The organism is Actibacterium sp. EMB200-NS6 (genome assembly GCF_001305615.1).
GTDB classification, from domain to species: Bacteria; Pseudomonadota; Alphaproteobacteria; order Rhodobacterales; family Rhodobacteraceae; genus Actibacterium_A; species Actibacterium_A naphthalenivorans.
Genome location: NZ_CP010869.1, coordinates 1,823,830 through 1,844,615 on the forward strand (window position 1 = coordinate 1,823,830; position 20,786 = coordinate 1,844,615).

Genomic DNA, 20,786 nt, shown 5'->3' on the forward strand with positions numbered 1-20,786 from the left:
GACGTTGCGGGTGGTGTCTTGTTTGGGCGTGGGGGTGTGCGACGGCGGTTTTACGGGCGGCGACGTGCCTGCCTGCTGTATGCCTGTCCGTGCTCACGCGTTCCATCGCGGTTTGTCTCCGATGCCTGTATTGGCATCCGTTGGTTAATACCCGCCCGCATCGGGGGGCAATCTTGTGGTCCGTGGGACCGATCGGTCTGGCCTCGCTCCGGTGCCGGACTTTCTGCCGGGGCCGCGCGAAAACAGCGAAACTGAACATCGTCAGGCTGTAATATAGGAACAACCTGACGTTTTACGACCTTAGCGGCGGAATACATGCAAAGACAATGGTCTTTTTCCCGACACGGCCAATCAAAGGTAATCAGACCGGCTCAGCCCGTATTTCGCCATCTTCTCGTTCAGGGTGCGGCGCGGCAGGCAAAGCTCTTCCATCACGTTGACGATAGAGCCCCGGTGCCGCCGCATGGTGTTGTCGATCAGCATCCGTTCGAAGGCTTCCACGTATTCCTTCAGCGGCTTGCCTTCGGTGGTCATCACCGGCTGCGCGTCATCCTCATCGTTGCTCATCAGAAGCGAGGCGATGGTGCCCGAGCCGCGGCGGCTTTGCAGCACGGCGCGCTCGGCCACGTTGATCAGCTGGCGCACGTTGCCCGGCCAGGGCGCCTGCAAAAGCTGCGCGGCCTCCTGCGCGCTGACCTCGGGGGCGGCGCAGCCGTATTCCTCGGCGAACTGTTCGCTCAGCCGGGTGAACAGCGTCAGGATGTCCTCGCCGCGCGCGCGCAGCGGCGGCAGGGTGATCCGCATCGCCGCCAGCCGGAAGAACAGATCGGGGCGCAGCACGTCCTCGCAGGTCTTGCCCTGCTCCTGCAGGTTCGACACGGCGATGATACGGGTTTCGGGCGGCGATCCCTGATCGTTCAGAAAGGTCACCAGACGCGCCTGCAGCGTGTGCGGCAGCGCCTCGATATCCTCCAGACACAATGTGCCGCCGCGCGCCTCTTCGACCAGCGGCAGCTCGCCGCCCTCTTCCATCGGGCCGAACATCCGGGTGGCCAGGTCACGCTCTGACAACGCCGCGCAGGAAACCTGCACGAACTTCCGCCCGGCGCGCGGGCCGACCGCGTGCAGCGCGTGCGACACCAGCGTCTTGCCGGTGCCTGTCTCGCCGTCGATCAGCACATGACCGTCGGCCTGGCCCAGATCCAGGATATCCTCGCGCAGCCGCTCCATCAGCGGCGACGAGCCGATGAGTTTCTTCATCAGCACCTTGCCATCCGACAGCTCGCGCCGCAGGGCGCGGTTGTCGAGCGTCATCCGCCGGTTATGGGCGGCACGCTTGGCCAGTTCGGTCATGCGGTCGGGGTTGAACGGCTTTTCCAGAAAGTCATAGGCGCCCACGCGCATCGCCTCGACCGCCATCGGCACGTCACCATGGCCGGTGATCATGATCACCGGCAGGTTGCTGTCGAGGCTCATCAGCCGCTTGAGAAAGGCCATGCCATCCATTCCCGGCATGCGGATGTCCGATACCACGATCCCCGGAAAATCGGTTCCGATCACCTTCAGCGCCTCTTCGGCCGAAGGGTAGGTTTCGGTATCGAACCCCGACAGCGCCAGCCACTGGCTGATCGATTGGCGCATGTCCTGCTCATCGTCCACGATGGCGATCCTGATTCCGCGGCTCATCGCACTTCCTTCGTTTCTTCTGTTCATTCCGCTGCCTCGACCTCGTCACTCAGGATGGGCAGTTGTACCTCGAATACCGCGCCGCCCGACGGCGCGTTCAGCGCGGTCAGACGACCGCCAAGGTCGTTTATTATGCCCGATGAAATTGCAAGCCCCAGGCCGACACCGTCGCCCGGCTGCTTGGTGGTGTAAAACGGCTCGAACAGCGATTCCAGATCGTCGATCCCGTGGCCGTTGTCGCGCACCGTCAGCGTGGCGGTTTCGCCCGACGACAGGATCAGGTCGATCTGCGGATCGTCGGCCATCTTGGTGGCGTCGAGCGCGTTGCGCAGCAGGTTGATGATCACCTGTTCCAGCCGCACCCGATCGACCATCACCATCACCGGCTGCGGCGGCAATGTGCGGGTGATGGTCACCTTGCGGCGCTTGAGCTGCGGCTCCATCATCGCCAGGGCCGATCCGATACATATCTTGAAATCAATCGCTTCCACCCGGTCGCCGCCCTTGCGCGCGTAGCTCTTGAGCTGGCGGGTGATCGAGCCCATCCGCTCGATCAGATCGTCGATCCGCAGGAACGAGGCCAGCGCCTCTTCGTTGCGCTTGCGCTGCAGCAACAGGCGCGCGCCGGCCAGATAGGTTTTCATCGCCGCCAGCGGCTGGTTCAGTTCATGGCTGACGGCGGCCGACATCTCTCCCAGCGCCGCCAGCTTGGAGCTTTGGGCCAGCGTCTGTTCGGCCACTTCGAGGTTCTTTTCGGCCTTTTCACGTTCGGCGATTTCCCGCTGCAGCCGCATGTTCAATGCGCGCAACTCCGCCGATTCCATCTGAAAGAACGCCGAGCGAGACTGGGCCCGCCGCGAGATCAGGTAGAAACCGACCGCCAGCAACAGGGCGAATCCCATGATCTCCAGCGACAGAACGCCGTTCACCCGTTCGCGGATCGACGAATAGGTGGTGAAACTGACCAGCCGCCAGCCCTGAAACGGGATGCGGGCCTCGTTGCGCATCACCGCCTCGCCGAGGATATAGGCATCGGCCGGCAGCGCGGCCCAGTCGGCGGTGGCCTGGATCGCGCGGCGGATGGCGGAATTGGCCGATTGCGCGGCCAGCGCCTCTTCGACGGTGCGGCCGCGCCAGCGCGGTTCGGTCGCAAGAATGATCCGGCCTTCGCTGTCGGTGATCATCACCGCGTCGGAAATGCCGGCCCAGCTTTGTTCGAACTTGGCCAGATCGACGGCCACGGCGATGACGCCCACATTCTCGCGCTCGCTGATCACGCGGCGCGAATAGGTGAAATCCATCACCCCGGTTTCATTCTGCTCGGCGGTGAAAACCGTGTCATTGGCGCGCAACGCCTCAACAAAGAAATGTGCGCCGCGCAGATTGGCGCCCAGAAGTGAACGATCCGTGGCCGATACCACCCGCCCCGAGGCATCCAGCAGCATCATCGAGGCGGCGCCGATCTCCTCCAGATAGGAAATCAGGCGCTGCGAACTTTGCGAAAAATCGTTGGAGTTCAGCGCCCCGATCAGCGTCGGGTCACGCGACAGGAGCAGCGGCACGACAGAGGCGCGCTGCAGCTCTGACAGCACGTTGCCGGAATAAAGCGCCAGCCGTACCTCGGCCCGGTTGCGGGTCGCGGCGGTGAACCGTTCGGTCAGCCAGGTGTTGGTGATCCAGACGAGCGCGACGGCAAACAGGAAAAACCCGATCAGAATGGCGCGCACGCGCCAACCTTTTCCGCTTTTCAGCATCTTTTGTTCTGTCGGTTTGCCGGTCTCTGACATGCACAGAGTTTATGCATCGCGGCAGGCGCGAACAAGCGCCCGCGGCTCAGGCCGGCGCCATCCTGTTGGCAAGTGCGCGAAAAAGCGCCGCACCGTCAGTGCCGCCGAGCGCCGGATCGGCGATCCGCTCGGGGTGGGGCATCATCCCCAGCACCCGCCGGTTTTCGCTCAGCACACCGGCGATATCTGCGACAGAGCCGTTGGGATTGTCGAGATAGGTGAGGGCCACCCGGTCTTCGGCCTGCAATCTCGCGACCGTTTGCGCATCGGCGGTGTAGTTGCCGTCATGATGGGCGATCGGAATGTTGATCCGCTGTTTCGCCTCATAGCCTGCGGAAAAGGCGCTGTCGGTGGTTTCCACCTGCAGCGGCACGGTCTTGCAGATGTATTTCAGCCCCGCGTTGCGCAGCAGCGCGCCGGGCAGCAGGCCGGTTTCGGTCAGCACCTGAAAGCCGTTGCAGACCCCCAGCACATAGCCGCCCCGATTGGCGAAATCGACGATCGCGCGGGCAATCGGAGAGCGCGCGGCGATCGCGCCGCAGCGCAGGTAATCGCCAAAGGAGAACCCGCCGGGGATGGCCACCAGATCCAGCCCTTCGGGCAGGCTGGTTTCCTTGTGCCAGACGATCCGCGTCTGGGCATTGCCCGCGACCTGATCCAAGGCAACGGCCATGTCGCGGTCGCAGTTGGAGCCGGGGAACTGAATGACCGCGGCGCGCATCAGGCGATCTCCACCGCGTAGCTTTCGATCACCGTGTTCGCCAGCAGCTTTTCGCACATATCGGTGACGGTGGCCTCGGCCTTGCCCGCGTCGGTCTCGGCCAGTTCCAGCTCGATCACCTTGCCCTGGCGCACGCTTTCCACCCCGTCGAAGCCGAGGGTCTCCAGCGCGTGGCGCACTGCCTCGCCCTGCGGATCCAGAACGCCCTGTTTCAGCATGACTTGTACGCGCGCCTTCATCGGCCTGCCCCCTTGGTGACTCTGTTCACCGGCTGAATACTTGTCTGCCCGCCCTCCGGCAAGAGCCACGCAAAAAGAAACCCGCGCCTTGTGGGGCGCGGGCAACCTCGTCTTCGGGCCGCAATCAGCCGCGCCGGCGCTTGCGCACGAAGCCCAGCAGCCCCAGCGCCCCGATCAGAAGCGGCGCGCCGGCCGGCAGCGGAACCGCGGCGGTGTTGATCGTCAGCTTCGAGAAATCGACGCCGATGCCGTTGCCCCGGAACCGGCGGTCGCCGGTTGCCACTGCGAAGATACCGACCTCGAGCAGCCCGTCGCTCAGCAATGCGGGATCGACGAACATGCTGCGCACCGTCACCGCGCTGGGCAGCGCGCCCGAGGCGCCCCGCCACACCGTATCATCCTGCAGGATGCCGTCAAAATAGATGTCGAGCGTATCGACCGGGTTGAACGCGGGCGAATCGTGATCGAAAATACCGATCTCGATCGAAGCGGACACCGGCGCCGCGCTATTCAGCGAAAACGCGTGGCTGTATTCGACCGAACCGAAGGTGCGGAACGGATCGGAGCCCACGAAGATGTTGAACGGTGCCGGATCGCCGGCAGACGCGGCTTCGAAATCCGTGACCCAAAGCGGTGCCGTGCCATCGGCGAAATCCTGATCACCGATCATATCCACGACCGTGGCCGAAGCCGCGGCCGCACAGAGGGAGAATGCCGCCGAGGCAGCAAGTGTCTTTAGCAGTGTCATTGAATTACCTCCTCATACTCTTCATGCGCGCCTGAAACAAAACGCCAATTGCGATATGCCAATCGCAACATCATGCCGTCTTCCTGGCACAAAGTTAATACATGTTAATAGAAACCACTGTTGCCGCGAGGGAAACAGAAAGTTTCGTGTTTTAGTTGATCAGTGTCGGTTTCGTCGCGTGGGTGACGTTCGACGGCAACACGCCCAGGCGCCGGGCCACTTCGGTATAGGCGTCGGTCAGATTGCCCAGATCGCGGCGGAACACGTCCTTGTCGAGTTTCTGGCCGGTCTTGATGTCCCACAGCCGGCAGCTGTCGGGGCTGATCTCGTCGGCCACCACGAGGCGCATGTAATCGCCGTCATAGACGCGCCCGATCTCGATCTTGAAATCCACCAGCTTGATGCCGACGCCATACATGACCCCCGACAGGAAGTCGTTCACCCGCAGCGCCAGCGCGACGATATCGTCCATGTCCTGCTGCGAGGCCCAGCCGAAGGCAATGATGTATTCCTCGGGCACCAGCGGGTCGCCCAGCTTGTCGTCCTTGTAGGAAAACTCGACGATCGGCCGCGGCAGCGCCGCCCCCTCCTCCAGCCCCAGCCGCTTGGCCATGGAGCCGGCGGCGAAATTGCGCACGATGATTTCCAGCGGAATGATCTCGACCGCGCGGATCAGCTGTTCGCGCATGTTGATCCGCTTGATGAAATGGGTCGGCACGCCGATCGCGTTGAGCCCGGTCATGAAATATTCGCTCAGCCGGTTGTTCAGCACGCCCTTGCCTTCGATCGTCGCCTTCTTCTCGGCGTTGAACGCGGTGGCATCATCCTTGAAATACTGCACGAGGGTGCCGGGCTCTGGGCCTTCGTAAAGGATCTTCGCCTTGCCTTCGTAGATTTTTTTGCGCCGTGCCATGGAAACTCCGATCTTCGGGCGCGATGGGCCGCAATGCCCCGCCCGCATTTTCATTTCTCTTATGCCAAGGCCGCCCTCAGGGCAAGGCGGCCCGGAATTGCGACGATTCAGCGGGGTTTTGGTCCGATGGTAGCGCCCACGGCCCCTAGGCAGCGCCGCCGCGATACCTTAAAACCGGCGCGACAGGATTCTGGAGGACCAAGGCCGATGACCACCTTCGACGATCGCGAAAACGCGTTTGAGAACAAGTTCGCCCATGACGAAGAAATGAAGTTCAAGGCGCAGGCGCGCGCAAACAAGCTGCTGGGCCTGTGGGCCGCCGAACTGATGGGCTTGTCCGGCGAAGAGGCCGCGGAATATGCCAAATCCGTGGTCAAGGCCGATTTCGAAGAAGCCGGCCATGAAGACGTGTTCCGCAAGGTGGCCGGCGATCTGGGCGACAAGGCCGATGAGCGCACCATCCGCACCCGGATGGTCGAGGTTCTGGCCGAAGCCAAGGCGCAGCTCATGACCGAACTCTGATCCGCCACGGCGGATCGCAGTTGTAACGCGCCCGGCCGCTCCGGGCGCGTTTATTTTTGCGCAAAATTCGAACTGTTAAGCCGATCTGCGGATCTGCCGCGCTACCCCTGCGCGATCACAGACGGGTGGAGGGACCATGCCGACAGATGCCTCGGGCATGCAAATCACTGCGAACGGGCCGCTGCGCGGCGGCAAAACCCTGCTGCGGCGGGCGGCGCCGCTGATCATTGCCGGGCTTTTCGTTCTGGTGATGCAGGACCGGCTGAGCGGGATCGACCGGGCCGAGGTGATGCAGGGCCTGCGCGCCATTTCGGCCGGCCAGTGGGCGCAGGCGATGCTGGCCACCGCGCTCAGCTTCTGGGCGGTGGCCCGATATGACGGGCTGTTGCACGGGCTTCTGGGCACTGGCGTGCCCGCCCGCGCGGCCCGGCTGAGCGGGGCATCGGCGATCGCGGTCAGCCAGACGCTGGGCTTTGGCATCGTCAGCGGCACGCTGGTGCGCTGGCGGATGCTGCCCGGATTGGGATCGGCGGGCGCGGCGCGGCTTTCGGCGTTGGTGGCCGCCTCTTTCCTGGCTGGCTGGGCGGTGTTCACGGCGCTGGTTCTGGTGGTTCGGCCCGCGCCGGTGGCCTGGCTGGGGCCGTTCCAATGGGGCGTGCTGGCCGCTGCGGCCGGCGCGGTCATGCTCTCGCTCTGCGCGCCGCGGCTGGTGCTGTTCGGGCGGGCGCTTCGGCTTCCCAGCCTGCGGGCGATGGGCACGCTGCTGGCGCTGACGGCGCTTGATTGCCTGGCCGCCGGCGCCGCGCTTTATGCCGTGCTGCCGCCGGGCACCGCCCCCGGTTTCGCTCTGTTTCTGCCCGCCTTTCTGATTGCGCTCGGCGCCGGGCTGTTGTCGGGCACCCCCGGCGGCGTCGGCCCGTTCGAGGTGACGCTGCTGGCGCTGCTGCCGCAGGCGGACAATGCCGCGCTGCTGGGCGGGGTTCTGGTCTGGCGCGCGGTCTATTACGCCCTGCCCTCCTGCCTTGGCGCCGCCGCCTGCGCGCGCGGCCGGGTGGCGGAGGGCGAGCGCGACAAGCCCGGCCGGCCCCTGACGCCCCAGAGCCTGACGCAGGGCCAGCGCGGCACCCTGTTCAACGCGCCGCGGGCCGAGGCGCAGCTTGCCTATCAGGGCGACAAGCGGCTTCTGGCCGACGGGCGCGACCGACCCGAATGGGTGATCGCCCGGACCGGGCAAACCCTGGTCGCGCTGGGCGAGCCGCTCTTGGGCGATCATGGCCCGGCGCTGGACAGGCTGATCACCCATGCCCGCGCCGCCTATCGCGCGCCCTGCCTCTACAAATGCAGCGCGAGGATGGCTGCGGTGGCGCGCCGGCGCGGCTTCGCCGCCCTGCCGATCGCGCGCGAGGCCCGTCTTGTGCCCGCGTCCTTCGCGGTGCAGGCGCCGGGTTGCCGGCAGTTGCGGCGCAAGCTGCGCAAGGCCGAGCAGGCCGGGCTGCGGATCGAGGCGCCGCGCCACCTGCCGATCGCACGGATGCGGGCGGTCAACGCCGCGTGGTGCGCGGAAAACGGCGGCGCGCGCGGCTTTTCGATGGGTATGTTCTGCCCCCGTCACCTTGCCCGGCAGCGGGTCTTTCTGGCCTGGATCGGCGATGATCTGATCGGCTTTGCCAGCTTTCACGTCGGCGCGCGCGAACAGACGCTGGATCTGATGCGCCAGCGCGGCGATGCGCCAGACGGCACGATGCACGCGCTGATCGCGGCCGCCATCGCGCGGGCGGCGGCCGAGGGCTGCCCGCGCCTGTCTCTGGCGGCCGTCCCCTACGACGGGCCGCTGGCCAGCGCGGTGCTGGCCCGTTTGCGGCACCGGCTGGCGCCCGCCGGCCTGCGCCAGTTCAAATCCGCCTTCGCGCCGGAGTGGGAAACGCTTTATATCGCCGCGCCCTCTCGTCTGGCGCTGGCCGTGGCCGGGGCGGAGATCGCGCGCGAGATCCTGCGCCCGCCCGCCGAGCCGGGCCAATATGCGCCTGCTTCAAGATGATTATGACCATTAAGAGTTTGCGAAACCGCCGCGATCATGGCACCTGTCGCGCGAATGGGCGGCCTGAACCGCCCTTTGTGTGTTTCCGAAAGGACGTGACAAATGCCCGATGCGCTCTCCCGCCTGCTTGAAACCCGCGACTGGCTTCTGGCTGATGGCGCCACCGGCACCAACCTGTTCAACATGGGCCTCAGCTCGGGCGACGCGCCGGAGCTGTGGAACGTGGACGAGCCCGAGAAGATCCGCACCCTGTATCGCGGCGCGGTCAATGCCGGATCGGACCTGTTTCTGACCAATACGTTCGGCGGCAATGCGTCGCGCCTGAAACTGCACAGCGCCGAGCACCGGGTGCGCGAGTTGAATCGCGCCGCCGCCGAACTGGGCCGTGAGGTGGCCGATGCCGCCGGTCGTCCGGTCGTGGTGGCGGGCTCCGTCGGGCCGACCGGCGAGATCATGGTGCCGATGGGCGCGCTGACCTATGCGGTGGCGGTCGAGATGTTTCACGAACAGGCCGAGGGGCTGAAAGAGGGCGGCGCCGATGTGCTGTGGGTGGAAACCATCTCTGCGCCCGAGGAATACAAGGCCGCCGGAGAGGCCGCCAAGCTGGCGGGAATGCCCTGGTGCGGCACCATGAGCTTTGACACCGCAGGCCGCACGATGATGGGCGTCACCTCGGCCGGGATGGCCGAGATGGTGGAAAAGCTGCCCTACCCGCCGCTGGCCTTCGGCGCCAATTGCGGCGTCGGCGCGTCCGACCTGCTGCGCACGGTGCTGGGCTTTGCCGCCTCGGGCACCGAACGCCCGCTGATCGCCAAGGGCAACGCCGGCATCCCGAAATACCACGACGGGCATATTCATTACGATGGCACCCCGGCCCTGATGGCCGATTATGCGGTTCTGGCCCGCGATTGCGGCGCCACGATCATCGGCGGCTGCTGCGGCACCACGCCCGAGCATCTCAGGGCGATGCGCGAGGCGCTGGAAACCCGCCCGCGCGGCCCGCGCCCTTCGCTGGAAGAGATCACCGAAAAGCTCGGCGGTTTTTCCTCGGCCTCCGACGGCACCGGCGACGATGAAGTCCCCGCGCGCACCCGCCGCCGCCGGCGGGGCTGAAACGGCGCAGCCATGTCAGAACAGGGAAAGCTGATCGCCGGCGCGGGGCGGCACGCGAAAGCGGTCGCAGCGGAGCGGCGGCAGGGGCGCATCCAGCCCCAGCCGTTTCGCCGCATGGGCAAAGCGCGCGCCGATGAGCTTGGCGTAATGCCCCTCGCCCCGCATCCGCTTGCCCCACTCGGGCGAATAATCGCGTCCGCCGTGCATCTCGCGCAGCCGCGCCATCACGCGGGCGGCGCGGTCGGGGAAATGCTCGGCCAGCCACTCCTGAAACAGCGGCGACACCTCCAGCGGCAGGCGCAGCATGATCCAGCTTGCGGCACGCGCCCCGGCCTCGGCGGCGCGGGCCAGGATCGCCTCCAGCTCATGGTCGGTCAGGGCGGGCACGATGGGCGAAACCATCGCCCGCACCTCGATCCCCGCGCCGGCCAGCTTGCCGATCACGGCGAGGCGCCGTTCGGGCGTGGGCGCGCGCGGCTCCATCGCGCGCGACAGCTTGCGGTCGAGCGAGGTGACGGAAATGCCGACCCGCACCAGCCCCAGCGCGGCCATCTCCTGCAGGATGTCAATGTCCCGTTCGATCAGCGCGCCCTTGGTGACAATGCCGACCGGGTGCCGGAACTCCAGCAGCACCTCGAGGATGCGCCGCATGATGCGCTGCTCCTTCTCGATCGGCTGATAGGGATCGGTATTGGTGCCGATGGCGATGGTGCGCGGACGATAGCGTTTCGCCGACAGCTCACGCGCCAGAACCTCGGGCGCCGTGGGCCGGGCCACCAGCCGCGTTTCGAAATCCAGCCCCGGCGACAGGCCGAGCCAGGCGTGGGTGGGCCGCGCGAAGCAATAGATGCAGCCATGTTCGCAGCCCCGGTAGGGGTTGATCGACCTGTCAAACGGAAGGTCGGGCGAGCTGTTGCGGGAAATCACGCTGCGCGGACGCTCCAGGCTCAGCTCGGTGCGCAGCGGCGGCAACGCCTCGTCGCGCGGCCAGCCGTCATCGACCGCGATGCGGGCATAGGGCTCGAACCGCCCGGTCCGGTTGGTGGCGGCGGCGCGCGCCTTGCGGCGCTCTGCGGGGATGTCTTGGTATTCATGGGGCGACATGGAACGAATATAGAACATCCGAAGGCGCACCGCCAGCCCCGCGCCGCCCCTGCCCTGGTGAAACCGGTGCCGGGGCGGACATTCGGTGCCGCCCGCGTCGGTTGCGTGGGCGCCCATGTCGCAATATGCCAACCCCCGGCGCGGCAAAGCTTCAAACTTGATCAAATACCTGACGGAAATCGGCGCGCCCCAGCGCCCCATCTGAGGAAACGCAAAGATGGCTGAAGAAGAAGACGAAATCATCCTCTCCGAACTGCCGGATGAGGAACTGGTGCTGCAGATGCATGACGATCTGTATGACGGTCTGAAGGAAGAAATCGAAGAAGGCGTGGGCATTCTGCTGGCCCGTGGCTGGACCCCCTACAAGGTGCTGACAGAGGCGCTGGTGGCGGGCATGACCGTTGTCGGCAACGATTTCCGCGACGGGATCCTGTTCGTGCCCGAGGTGCTGCTGGCGGCCAATGCGATGAAGGGCGGCATGGCGATCCTGAAGCCGCTGCTGGCCGAAACCGGCGCGCCGCGCATGGGCAAGATGGTGATCGGCACCGTGAAGGGCGATATCCACGACATCGGCAAGAACCTTGTCGGCATGATGATGGAGGGCGCGGGGTTCGAGATCATCGATCTGGGCATCAACAACCCGGCCGAGGATTACATCGCCGCGCTTGAGCGGGAAGAGGCGGATATTCTGGGCATGTCGGCCCTGCTGACGACCACCATGCCCTATATGAAGGTGGTGATCGACACGCTGAAGGAACAGGGCAAGCGTCAGGACTATATCGTTCTGGTGGGCGGCGCGCCGCTGAACGAAGAGTTCGGCAAGGCGATCGGTGCCGATGCCTATTGCCGCGACGCGGCCGTGGCGGTGGAAACCGCCAAGGATTTCATCGCGCGCAAGCACAACCAGATGGCGGCCGGCTAGGTCGCGCCGGGGGCCGGATGACGCCAGATGATCAGCAGCTTACCACCGACGGGGCGGCGTTTCCGGCCCCGACGGCGCGTATCCTGCTGCTGGCCTGCGGCGCGCTGGCGCATGAGATCCTGGCGCTGATCCGCACCAATGGCTGGGATCACCTCAGCCTGATCTGCCTGCCCGCGATCCTGCACAACCACCCAGAGCGGATCACGCCCGCGGTCGAGACCGCCATCGCCCGCCACCGCCCCGAATATGACGAGATCTTCGTGGTCTATGCCGATTGCGGCACCGGCGGGCAGCTCAAGGCGCTGTGTGACAGGCTGGGCGTCGGCATGGTCGAAGGGCCGCATTGCTATTCCTTTTTCGAGGGCAACGCCGCCTTCGCCGAGCGGGCGGAGGTGACGGCCTTTTACCTGACCGATTTCCTTGTCCGGCAGTTTGACGCCTTCGTCTGGAAACCGCTGGGCCTCGACCGGCACCCCGACCTGCGCGATATGTATTTCGGCAATTATGAAACCCTGGTCTATCAGGCGCAGACTGATGACCCGGCGCTGGATGCCAGGGCGCGGGACTGCGCCGCCCGCCTGGGCCTGAGCTATGAGCGCCGGTTCACAGGCTATGGCGATCTGGAAACCACCCTGCGCGGTGTCGCACGGCCCTAGATCTCGCGGAACCGGCTTTCCTGCCGCGCGGTCCAGCGCACATGCAGGCGATAGCCGTCTTCGACCTGTTCCTCGCTCTCCACCACACCCTGCTGAAACAGCCAGGCCCTGCGCTTGCCTTCGTCGAAGCCCAGATGCAGGTCCAGTTCGAACCTTTCTTCATCCAGCGCCGCCGAGACCGCGGCCAGCAAGGTATCGACCCCCTCGCCTGTCAGGGCCGACAGGCTGAAGATATCGGGCTCACGCTCCGCCTTCACGGCCAGGGCCGCGCGGCGGGCTTCGTCCAGCCGGTCGATCTTGTTCCAGACCTCGAACAGCGGCGTGGTTTCCGAGACGCCCAGTTCGCCCAGAATGGACGCCACATCGCGGGCCTGTTCATCACTGTCGGCATGCGAGATGTCGCGCACATGCACGATCAGATCAGCCTCGAGCACCTCTTCCAGCGTGGCGCGAAAGGCGGCCACGAGCTGTGTCGGCAGCTCGGAGATGAAGCCCACCGTATCGGACAGGATGATCTTGCGCCCGGAAGGCAGAACCACACCGCGCATCGTGGGGTCGAGCGTGGCGAAAAGCATGTCTTTCGCCATCACCTCCGCCCCGGTCAACCGGTTGAAAAGCGTGGATTTCCCGGCGTTTGTATAGCCCACCAGCGCGACCACGGGAAACGGCACCTTCTTGCGCGCCGCCCGGTGCAACTCGCGCGTTTTGGCAACCTTGGAGAGCTGACGCTTGATCCGGGTGATCGCCTCGTCGATGGCGCGCCTGTCTGCCTCGATCTGGGTTTCGCCGGGGCCGCCGACAAAGCCGAGCCCGCCACGCTGGCGTTCCAGATGGGTCCAGGCGCGCACCAGCCGGGTTCGTTGATAGGAGAGCGCCGCAAGCTCGACCTGCAGCACACCTTCGCGGGTGCGGGCGCGATCGGCGAAAATCTCGAGGATCAGCCCGGTACGGTCCAGAAGCTTGACCTTCCATTCCCGTTCCAGGTTGCGCTGCTGTACCGGGGTCACATGGCCGTCGACGAGTACAAGCCCGACCTCTTGCGCGGCCAGTTTGGCGCCGATCTCCTCGACCTTGCCAGTACCGAAAAGCAGACCGGGCCGGGCCTTCGGCAGGCGCACGACCTCCGCCCCGACGACCTCCAGCCCGGGAAGCGCCGCGGCCAGCGCCACGGCCTCTTCCAGCGCGGGCCCGGAGGCCCTGCGCGCGCGGTCAGAGGTGATTTCGGGGTGCAGAACCCAGGCCCGCGTGGGCGTGGGGCTGTGGTCTTCGAAGCCCGTAATTATTCCTCACCGTCATACAGGTTGATCGGCTGGGCCGGCATGATGGTGGAAATCGCATGTTTGTAAACAAGCTGCGACTGGCCGTCGCGACGCAACAGCACACAGAAATTGTCAAACCAGGTGATCACACCCTGAAGCTTTACACCATTGATAAGGAAAATCGTCACCGGAACCTTTGTTTTTCGGACGTGGTTCAGAAATGCGTCCTGCAGGTTCTGTTTATCGGCAGCCATTGTTTTTCTTGCCTTTTTCTTAATTGACACCCGGCTCGGGGTGACCTTCCGCGCATACGCGGCCAAGTATGAAGTGCACAATCAGGAGATTCCAGCCCAAAACTTCCTGTCTGCCCAAACATTTTGCGGCTGCGGCATTACTGCCGCCAGAACTCCGGGTTCAGCAGCGCGATGATGGCCAGCGCCTCCAGCCGCCCCAGCACCATCGCGGCGGAAATGATCAGCTTGCCGGCGGTGCCAAGCTCGGCAAAGCGGATGACCTGTTCGCCGGCCACCTCGGCCAGCGGCCCGGTGGTTGCCAGCGCGGCCACCGACAGGATGGTGACGTCCTCGAACGGCAGACCCGTCAGCGACAGCGCGGTCATGACCAGCGCGATGCTGAGCGCGAACAGCATGAAGAATACCCAGGCCACATAGGCCCCCTGCCGCCGGATGCGCCGCGCCCGCGCGCCCGCGCCGCCGACAGAATGCGGGTGGATCAGCTTTTCCATCTCGCGCACCCCGTGCTTGTACAGCGCATAGACCCGCAAAAGCTTTACCCCTCCGGCGGTGGTGGCCACCCCGCCCCCGGTCAGCGCCAGCCCCAGCAGGATCAGGCCCGGCGTCTGCAACCCCGACCAATCGCGCGCCTCGGCCCAGTCGGCCGACACGAAGCCGGTGGTTGTCAGGAAGGACAGCACCGAAAAGATGCTGCCCCACAGCGCGTTGAGCGCGGCGGCGACATTCTGCTGGTCGTCCACGTCATAGGCCCCGATCCAGTGGCGCAGGAACAGGAAGGCCGGCAGCAGCGCGACGCAGAGCAGCGCCATCAGGAATTCGGAATCGCGGGCCAGCCGGCGCCAGCCCTCGCCGCGCTGATCGGGGGCGAAGCTCTGGCGCGAGATGGCGAAGATAAAGAAGGCGAAGATGAACATCTCGCCCGGCACCCCGGCCTGCGCCCCCGACAGCCCGCCGACGGGGGAAATGCCGCTGGTGGCCAGGGTCGACATCGCGTGGCAGAGCGCCACGAACGGATCCTCGCCGGCAATGAGCAAAAGCAGAAGAAGCACGCCGGTCAGCGCCGTATAGATCGGGAGCAGTTGCAGGCTATAGCGCATCAGCCGTTCGCGCGGATCGGTCCGGCGCACGCTGTCCTGCCCGAACCGGGTGCCGCCGCCCAGCCCGTCGGTGGCCAGCACCTCGAACCCGCCGAGGTTCATCGGCGCCAGAATGGCGATCGCCGTGATCCAGACGAAAAGCCCGCCCAGCCAGCCCACAAGTGCGCGCCACAGATGCACCGAAGGCGCCAGCCGCGCGGGATCGTCGAACAGCGTCGCCCCGGTGGTGGTCAGGCTCGAGACCATTTCGAAATAAGAATTCAGATAGCTGGTGTCGCGCACCGCCTCGTCAAACGGCACGGCCAGCATCAAGGGCAGGCACAAAAAGCAGATGGGCAGCGCCATCAGGTGGCTGCGGGCGAGGTTGCGGGCCCGGCCGTTATAGGTGGCGATGCCGATCAGCGTGGCCAGAAAAAAGAACACAAGCCCCGAATAGAAGAAGCTGCGCGCGCTCATCCAGTCGCGCAGGGCCATCGCGTGCAGAAACGGCACGAACATTGCCAGCGCGCCGATCCCCATCAGGATGACAAGAAGCGGAATGTTCAGAACGCGTTGCATCGGCGTCAGAAGAAATCGATGGAGACCTGCAGCAGGCGCTCCACTTCGGGCACGTCGGAGGTGAGCGAGAAGATGGCGATCACATCGCCCTCGTCGACGCGGGTGCCGCCGTTGGGCCGCACCACCTTGCCGCCCTTCATGATGGCGCCGACCAGAACGCCCTCGGGAAAGTCGATCTCACGGATCATGCGGCCCGCGATCGGCGAGGTGGACAGGACCTGCGCCTCGATCACCTCGGCCTCGGCATCGCCGATGGAATAGACGCCGCGCACCCGCCCGTGCCGGATGTGGCGCAGGATGGAGCTGACGGTGGTGGCGCGCGGGTTGATATAGGCGTCGATGTCGAGCGGGCCCATCAGCGGCACCAGCGAGGGGTCGTTGACCAGGCAGATCGCCATCGGGCAGCCCGCCGCCTTGGCCCGCACCGCAACCAGCAGGTTGGTCTTGTCATCGTCGGTGACCGCCAGAACCGCATCGGCGCGGTCGATATTGGCCTCGGTCAGCAGCGCCATATCCATGCCGTCGCCATGCAGCACGATGGTGCGTTCCAGCGCGTCGGCGGCGATCTCGGCCCGATGCCGGTTCTTCTCGATCACCTTGGCGCGCACCCGGTCGGTGCGGCTTTCGAGTTCGCGCGCCACGCTCAGGCCAACGTTGCCGCCGCCGATGATGACCACGCGTTCCTGCTTTTTCGTTGATTTCCCAAAGATTTCCAGCGTGCGGTTCACGTCTTCGGTATGGGAGAACACATAGATCTGATCGCCCGGGAAAAGCTGATCACCCGGTTCCGGCGAAAACAGCGTGCCGGCGCGGCGAACCCCCACGACCAGCGCGCGCAGGGTGGAAAACAGATCGGTCAGCTGGCGCAACGGCGTGTTGACCACCGGGCAATCGTCATCCAGCAGAATGCCCAGAAGCTGGGCCTTGCCCTCCAGAAAGCTTTCGGTGTCAAAGGCCGCGGGCGCCGCGAGCCGCTGCAGTGCCGCCACCGAAACCTCGCGCTCGGGGCTGATCACCACGTCGATCGGCATGTGGTCGCGCCGGTAAAGATCGGAATAGATCGCCGTCAGATAGCTTTGCGCCCGCAGGCGCGCGATCTTGCGCGGCACCGCGAACACCGAATGCGCCACCTGGCAGGTGACCATGTTCACCTCGTCCGAATAGGTGGCGGCGATGATCATGTCGGCGTCGCGGGCCCCGGCCCTTTCCAGCACATCGGGGTAAGAGGCAAACCCCGCCACCCCCTGAACATCCAGCGAGTCGGTCGCCCGCCGCACCAGATCGGCGTTGCTGTCGACAACGGTGACGTCGTTCTTTTCATTGGCTAGATGCCGCGCGATCTGCCAGCCGACCTGGCCCGCGCCACAGATGATGACCTTCATTCCCGCATCCCGGCTGCGACGTTGGCCTCATCCATTGCAGAACCGGGTGAGACGGTCAATCACAGCTCGCTTTCGTTTTCCACATGGGCCACGCGCCCGCCCGCCTTGTTGGTGGTGACAACGCCCAGCGATTTGAGCTTGCGGTGCAGCGCCGAGCGCTCCATCCCCACGAAACTGGCGGTGCGGCTGATATTGCCGCCGAAACGGTTGATCTGGGTCAGCAGGTATTCGCGCTCGAACAGCTCGCGCGCCTCGCGCAGGGGCAGCGTGGCCAGTGCGCCGGCCATCACCAGCCGCCCCTCGCCCATGGGTTCATCCGCCGGCATCGGCAATTCGCTGGTTTCGATCGGCCCGGCGCCGTCGCCCAGGATCAGCACCCGTTCGATCACGTTCTTCAGCTGGCGCACGTTGCCCGGCCACATCATCGTCTGCAACAGTGCCTCGGCCTCTTCGCTCATCATCCGCAGCGGCAGGCCCTGGGTCCGATTGAACTCTTCGATGAAATGCGCCGACAGTTCGGGTATATCCTCGCGCCGCTCGTCCAGCGAGGGCACCGGAATGGGCACCACGTTCAGCCGGTGGTAAAGCTCCTGCCGGAACGCGCCCTTGTCGATCGCGGCCTTCAGATCGCGGGTGGTGCTGGAGATCACGCGCATATCCACCCGCACCTTGCCGGTGCCGCCGACACGGGTGAATTGCTGATCGACCAGCACGCGCAGGATCTTGGACTGGGTGCCAAGCGGCATGTCGGCGATCTCGTCGAAGAACAGCACGCCGCCATGCGCCTGTTCCAGAAGCCCCGGCTCCACGCCGCGGTCGGGGCTTTCGCGGCCGAACAGCACCTCTTCCATCCGCTCCGGTTCGATCGAGGCGGAGTTGACGCTGACGAAGGGCCCGGAGGCCCGGTTCGAATTGGCGTGGATATAGCGTGCGGCGACCTCCTTGCCGCTGCCCGCGGGGCCGGTCAGCATCACCCGCCCGTTTGATTTGTTCACCTTGTCGAGGCTCGATTTCAGCGCCTTGAAGGCCGAGCTGGACCCGACCATGTGCGACGAGGCGACATCGCGCCGCTTCAGATCCAGGTTTTCGCGCCGCAGCCGCGACGCCTCCATCGCGCGGCGCACGACCACCAGAAGCTGGTCGATGTTGAACGGCTTCTCGATGAAGTCATAGGCGCCCTGCTTGATCGCCGCCACGGCGATCTCGATATTGCCATGGCCGGAAATGATGACGATCGGAATATCGGGGTTGTCGCGCTTGACCGTGGTCAGGATGTCGATCCCGTCCATCCGGCTGTCCTTCAGCCAGATATCCAGAACCAGCAGCGCCGGCGGTTCGGAATTGATCTCGGACATGCAGCTGTCCGAGTTGCCGGCAAGCCGGGTGGTGTAGCCCTCATCGCGCAGGATGTCGGAAATCAGTTCTCGAATATCTCTTTCGTCATCAACAATAAGAATGTCGCCCATGTTGCTCTATCCTCTTCTCTTATTCTATTCCGCGACGGGGGCCAGCAGCATCGCCGGCGCCAGCGGCAGGCGAATCTCTGCCTCGGCGCCGTGATGGCCGCAGCCCTCGAACACCGGCGCGTCGCGCAGGGCCAGTGCTCCGCCATGCTCTTCAACGATTTTCTTCACGATGGGCAGGCCAAGGCCGGTGCCCTTGTCCCGGGTGGTCACGTAGGGTTCGAACAGGCGCGCGCGGTCTTCCGGAAGGCCGATGCCGTTGTCGGAAATGCGCAGTACCGCCTGATCGCCATCCAGCACAAGGGCGATCCTGATTTCAGGGATAAAACCCTCGTGTTTTCCCCGTTCGCGCAGGGTTTCCGTGGCCTCGCCCGCATTCTTGATCAGGTTGGTCAGCGCCTGTGAAATCATGGTCTCATCCAGCTCTGCCAATACCGGCCCGGCCGGAAGATCGGTCACAAAGCGCACGCCGGGCTGGCCGCTTTCCTGCAGCAGCACCGCATCGCGCGTGATCTTGACCAGATCGCCCAGCCGCCGGTCGGGTTCGGGCATCCGCGCGAATTTGGAGAACTCATCGACAATGCGCCGCAAGTCATTGGTCTGGCGGATGATCACGTCGGTGTACTGATCCAGAAACTCGGCGTCTTCGCCCGCCGCCTTGCGGAACCTGCGCTTCAGCCGTTCCGCCGAAAGCTGGATCGGGGTCAGCGGGTTCTTGATCTCATGCGCGATACGCCGTGCCACATCGCCCCATGCGGCCATGCGCTGGGCGGTCACCAGATCGGTCACGTCGTCGAAGGTCACCACATAACCTTCCAGCGTTCCGGCGCTGTTGCGCCGGGTGGCCATGCGCACCAGCAGGTTGCCCGATTTGCCCCGGCGCGTGACCTTCAGCTCGTCCTGCGCGGCCTCGTCCGATTTTTCGCGCAGCCGGGCAAACAGCGGCCCGAACTCGGGCACCACCGCCGCCAGCGGCAGGTCGTGATCCTGCGCCTCTTCCAGCCCCAGCAGGCGCAGCGCCGAGCGGTTCATGAATTCCAGCCGCCCGTCGGCATCAAGGCCGATCACCCCCGCCGTGACCGACGACAGAACCGAATCGAACAGCCGCCGCCGGCTTTCGATCTGCCGGTTGTTTTCCAGAAGCGCGTCGTGCTGCAGCTTGAGCTGGCGGGTCATCTGGTTGAACACCCGGCCCAGCATGGCGATTTCATCGTCGCCCTTTTCCTCGATCACGCGCACATCGAAATCGCCCGCGCCCACCCGCTGCGCCGCCCCGGCAAGCCGCCCCACCGGGCGCGAGAGCCTTTCGGCGAACCACAGGCCCAGCCAGACCGCGGCAAGGATCAGGATCAGCGCGAAGCCCATGTAAACCAGGCCGAATTCGAACAGAACCTTGCCCCGTTCGCTTTCGAGCTGTTGATAGAAAAGCGCGGTTTCCTGCGCATTGTCGAGCAGGTTGAGGATGTTGCCGTCCACCTGCCGCGAGATGTAGAGGTAGCGGTCGATATAGGCCGCCAGCTTGATCAGAACGCGGAATTCGTCGTTGTCCCAATCCTGCACCAACACCGTTTCGCCCGCTTCGGCGCGGGTGATCTGCAACGGGGTGGGTTGTTCATAGTCGAAAAGGTACGATCGCTCGCCGCGGGCGCGGATCTCGCCATTGGCGTCGATCACATAGGCCTCTTTCACCCCGCGCTGCACCTGACCCTGCGCCGAGGTCAGCAATTGCCGGATGTCGCCATCCGTCAGGAAAAACGTGGAGCGCCGCGACTGGTTCAGGAAATGGGCCACCGCCTCGACATCCTCGACCAGGTCGTGGCGCTGCGCCTGTTCATAGGCCTGCGCGGCGGCGAGCGAACTGCCGACCACCTGCCGCACCCGCACCGAAAACCAGCCCTCCAGCCCGGTGTTCACCGTCAGCACCGCGAAAACCGCCACCAGCACCGTGGGAATCAGCGCGATCAGGGCGAAGACGCCGGTCAGCCTCAGGTGCAGCCGTGACCCGGCCGAGCGCCGGCGCCGCGCCGCGATCATCTGCGCGACACGCTGCATCACCAGCGCCGCCACGACCAGAATATACACCATGTCGGCCAGCAGGATACCCCGCAGGCCGGCAGCCGAGGCGCCCTGATCAAGCGGCCCGAGCATCAGGAATGTCACGATCGCCAGAAGCGGTCCCAGGATCACAAGACCCAGAGTCGCAAAGTTCTGCACGCGTCTTTGACGCCGCAAAGCCTGCAGCCGCTCCCAGGTTGCGCTCCGCGCAGGGCTTCGCACCACCAGCCTCTTTATATTGCGCCGCTTTTCGCGGCTGACCGCCATAT

General features: G+C 65.2%; 18 protein-coding genes. 5 read left to right on the forward strand and 13 right to left on the reverse strand.

Features of this window, described 5'->3' with window-relative positions:
• Window positions 1-351: 351 nt before the first annotated feature.
• From TQ29_RS08900 to purC, 6 genes are all read right to left on the reverse strand, one after another.
• Window positions 352-1,686: a sigma-54 dependent transcriptional regulator gene (locus TQ29_RS08900; protein WP_037206466.1), complete on the reverse strand. Its 1,335-nt coding sequence runs from the start codon at window positions 1,684-1,686 to the stop codon at window positions 352-354.
• Window positions 1,687-1,709: 23 nt separating this feature from the next.
• Window positions 1,710-3,473: an ATP-binding protein gene (locus TQ29_RS08905; protein ID WP_037206464.1), complete on the reverse strand. Its 1,764-nt coding sequence runs from the start codon at window positions 3,471-3,473 to the stop codon at window positions 1,710-1,712.
• Between the two features lie 46 nt (window positions 3,474-3,519).
• Window positions 3,520-4,194 carry a phosphoribosylformylglycinamidine synthase subunit PurQ gene (gene purQ, locus TQ29_RS08910; protein WP_054538860.1) on the reverse strand — a complete coding sequence of 225 codons (675 nt, stop codon included), beginning with the start codon at window positions 4,192-4,194 and terminating at the stop codon, window positions 3,520-3,522.
• Window positions 4,194-4,433, reverse strand: a complete 240-nt coding sequence (gene purS / locus TQ29_RS08915) for a phosphoribosylformylglycinamidine synthase subunit PurS (protein WP_037206461.1) — start codon at window positions 4,431-4,433, stop codon at window positions 4,194-4,196. The genes purQ and purS overlap by 1 nt, the downstream gene beginning before the upstream one ends.
• A gap of 124 nt (window positions 4,434-4,557) precedes the next feature.
• On the reverse strand, window positions 4,558-5,181 hold the full coding sequence (locus TQ29_RS08920; RefSeq protein ID WP_054538861.1) for a hypothetical protein: 624 nt from the start codon (window positions 5,179-5,181) through the stop codon (window positions 4,558-4,560).
• A 151-nt stretch (window positions 5,182-5,332) separates the two neighbouring features.
• Window positions 5,333-6,094 (reverse strand): phosphoribosylaminoimidazolesuccinocarboxamide synthase, encoded by a 762-nt coding sequence (gene purC / locus TQ29_RS08925; protein ID WP_037206456.1) that lies wholly within the window; start codon window positions 6,092-6,094, stop codon window positions 5,333-5,335.
• 207 nt (window positions 6,095-6,301) lie between these two features.
• Here purC and TQ29_RS08930 point away from each other — a divergent pair, with 207 nt between their 5' ends.
• The 3 genes from TQ29_RS08930 (at window position 6,302) to bmt (ending at window position 9,767) form a co-directional block, all read left to right on the forward strand.
• Window positions 6,302-6,616, forward strand: a complete 315-nt coding sequence (locus tag TQ29_RS08930) for a DUF1476 domain-containing protein (RefSeq protein WP_037206454.1) — start codon at window positions 6,302-6,304, stop codon at window positions 6,614-6,616.
• Between the two features lie 136 nt (window positions 6,617-6,752).
• A complete protein-coding gene (locus tag TQ29_RS08935; protein WP_082386586.1) occupies window positions 6,753-8,654 on the forward strand; it encodes a phosphatidylglycerol lysyltransferase domain-containing protein in 1,902 nt (633 codons plus the stop codon).
• A 102-nt stretch (window positions 8,655-8,756) separates the two neighbouring features.
• A complete protein-coding gene (bmt, locus tag TQ29_RS08940) occupies window positions 8,757-9,767 on the forward strand; it encodes a betaine--homocysteine S-methyltransferase (RefSeq protein ID WP_054538863.1) in 1,011 nt (336 codons plus the stop codon).
• 15 nt (window positions 9,768-9,782) lie between these two features.
• Here bmt and TQ29_RS08945 read toward each other — a convergent pair whose 3' ends face one another.
• Window positions 9,783-10,871 carry a PA0069 family radical SAM protein gene (locus tag TQ29_RS08945; protein ID WP_054540385.1) on the reverse strand — a complete coding sequence of 363 codons (1,089 nt, stop codon included), beginning with the start codon at window positions 10,869-10,871 and terminating at the stop codon, window positions 9,783-9,785.
• A 217-nt stretch (window positions 10,872-11,088) separates the two neighbouring features.
• Between TQ29_RS08945 and TQ29_RS08950 the strand changes: the two genes are divergently transcribed.
• Window positions 11,089-11,793 carry a B12-binding domain-containing protein gene (locus TQ29_RS08950; protein ID WP_037206766.1) on the forward strand — a complete coding sequence of 235 codons (705 nt, stop codon included), beginning with the start codon at window positions 11,089-11,091 and terminating at the stop codon, window positions 11,791-11,793.
• Between the two features lie 17 nt (window positions 11,794-11,810).
• Window positions 11,811-12,449 carry a DUF1638 domain-containing protein gene (locus TQ29_RS08955; protein ID WP_054538864.1) on the forward strand — a complete coding sequence of 213 codons (639 nt, stop codon included), beginning with the start codon at window positions 11,811-11,813 and terminating at the stop codon, window positions 12,447-12,449.
• Here TQ29_RS08955 and hflX read toward each other — a convergent pair.
• From hflX to TQ29_RS08985, 6 genes are all read right to left on the reverse strand, one after another.
• Window positions 12,446-13,729, reverse strand: a complete 1,284-nt coding sequence (gene hflX, locus TQ29_RS08960; RefSeq protein WP_157445556.1) for a GTPase HflX — start codon at window positions 13,727-13,729, stop codon at window positions 12,446-12,448. The genes TQ29_RS08955 and hflX overlap by 4 nt on opposite strands.
• The gene (gene hfq, locus TQ29_RS08965; protein ID WP_037206760.1) at window positions 13,729-13,962 is read right to left on the reverse strand and encodes an RNA chaperone Hfq; all 234 of its coding nucleotides are present in this window, start codon (window positions 13,960-13,962) and stop codon (window positions 13,729-13,731) included. Before hfq ends, hflX begins: the two co-directional genes overlap by 1 nt.
• 137 nt (window positions 13,963-14,099) lie before the next feature.
• Window positions 14,100-15,617 (reverse strand): TrkH family potassium uptake protein, encoded by a 1,518-nt coding sequence (locus TQ29_RS08970; RefSeq protein WP_054538866.1) that lies wholly within the window; start codon window positions 15,615-15,617, stop codon window positions 14,100-14,102.
• A gap of 5 nt (window positions 15,618-15,622) precedes the next feature.
• On the reverse strand, window positions 15,623-16,999 hold the full coding sequence (trkA, locus tag TQ29_RS08975; protein ID WP_037206754.1) for a Trk system potassium transporter TrkA: 1,377 nt from the start codon (window positions 16,997-16,999) through the stop codon (window positions 15,623-15,625).
• A 59-nt stretch (window positions 17,000-17,058) separates the two neighbouring features.
• Window positions 17,059-18,465 carry a sigma-54 dependent transcriptional regulator gene (locus TQ29_RS08980; protein WP_037206752.1) on the reverse strand — a complete coding sequence of 469 codons (1,407 nt, stop codon included), beginning with the start codon at window positions 18,463-18,465 and terminating at the stop codon, window positions 17,059-17,061.
• A gap of 24 nt (window positions 18,466-18,489) precedes the next feature.
• Window positions 18,490-20,784, reverse strand: coding sequence for a PAS domain-containing sensor histidine kinase (locus TQ29_RS08985; protein WP_082386587.1), 2,295 nt, complete (start codon window positions 20,782-20,784; stop codon window positions 18,490-18,492).
• Window positions 20,785-20,786: the final 2 nt, after the last annotated feature.

Coding starts and splice junctions, on each gene's coding strand:
- TQ29_RS08900 (WP_037206466.1), bottom strand. CDS start 1,686: ATGAGCCGCGGAATCAGGATCGCCATCGTGGACGATGAGCAGGACATG.
- TQ29_RS08905 (WP_037206464.1), bottom strand. CDS start 3,473: ATGTCAGAGACCGGCAAACCGACAGAACAAAAGATGCTGAAAAGCGGA.
- purQ (WP_054538860.1), bottom strand. CDS start 4,194: ATGCGCGCCGCGGTCATTCAGTTCCCCGGCTCCAACTGCGACCGCGAC.
- purS (WP_037206461.1), bottom strand. CDS start 4,433: ATGAAGGCGCGCGTACAAGTCATGCTGAAACAGGGCGTTCTGGATCCG.
- TQ29_RS08920 (WP_054538861.1), bottom strand. CDS start 5,181: ATGACACTGCTAAAGACACTTGCTGCCTCGGCGGCATTCTCCCTCTGT.
- purC (WP_037206456.1), bottom strand. CDS start 6,094: ATGGCACGGCGCAAAAAAATCTACGAAGGCAAGGCGAAGATCCTTTAC.
- TQ29_RS08930 (WP_037206454.1), top strand. CDS start 6,302: ATGACCACCTTCGACGATCGCGAAAACGCGTTTGAGAACAAGTTCGCC.
- TQ29_RS08935 (WP_082386586.1), top strand. CDS start 6,753: ATGCCGACAGATGCCTCGGGCATGCAAATCACTGCGAACGGGCCGCTG.
- bmt (WP_054538863.1), top strand. CDS start 8,757: ATGCCCGATGCGCTCTCCCGCCTGCTTGAAACCCGCGACTGGCTTCTG.
- TQ29_RS08945 (WP_054540385.1), bottom strand. CDS start 10,871: ATGTCGCCCCATGAATACCAAGACATCCCCGCAGAGCGCCGCAAGGCG.
- TQ29_RS08950 (WP_037206766.1), top strand. CDS start 11,089: ATGGCTGAAGAAGAAGACGAAATCATCCTCTCCGAACTGCCGGATGAG.
- TQ29_RS08955 (WP_054538864.1), top strand. CDS start 11,811: ATGACGCCAGATGATCAGCAGCTTACCACCGACGGGGCGGCGTTTCCG.
- hfq (WP_037206760.1), bottom strand. CDS start 13,962: ATGGCTGCCGATAAACAGAACCTGCAGGACGCATTTCTGAACCACGTC.
- TQ29_RS08970 (WP_054538866.1), bottom strand. CDS start 15,617: ATGCAACGCGTTCTGAACATTCCGCTTCTTGTCATCCTGATGGGGATC.
- trkA (WP_037206754.1), bottom strand. CDS start 16,999: ATGAAGGTCATCATCTGTGGCGCGGGCCAGGTCGGCTGGCAGATCGCG.
- TQ29_RS08980 (WP_037206752.1), bottom strand. CDS start 18,465: ATGGGCGACATTCTTATTGTTGATGACGAAAGAGATATTCGAGAACTG.
- TQ29_RS08985 (WP_082386587.1), bottom strand. CDS start 20,784: ATGGCGGTCAGCCGCGAAAAGCGGCGCAATATAAAGAGGCTGGTGGTG.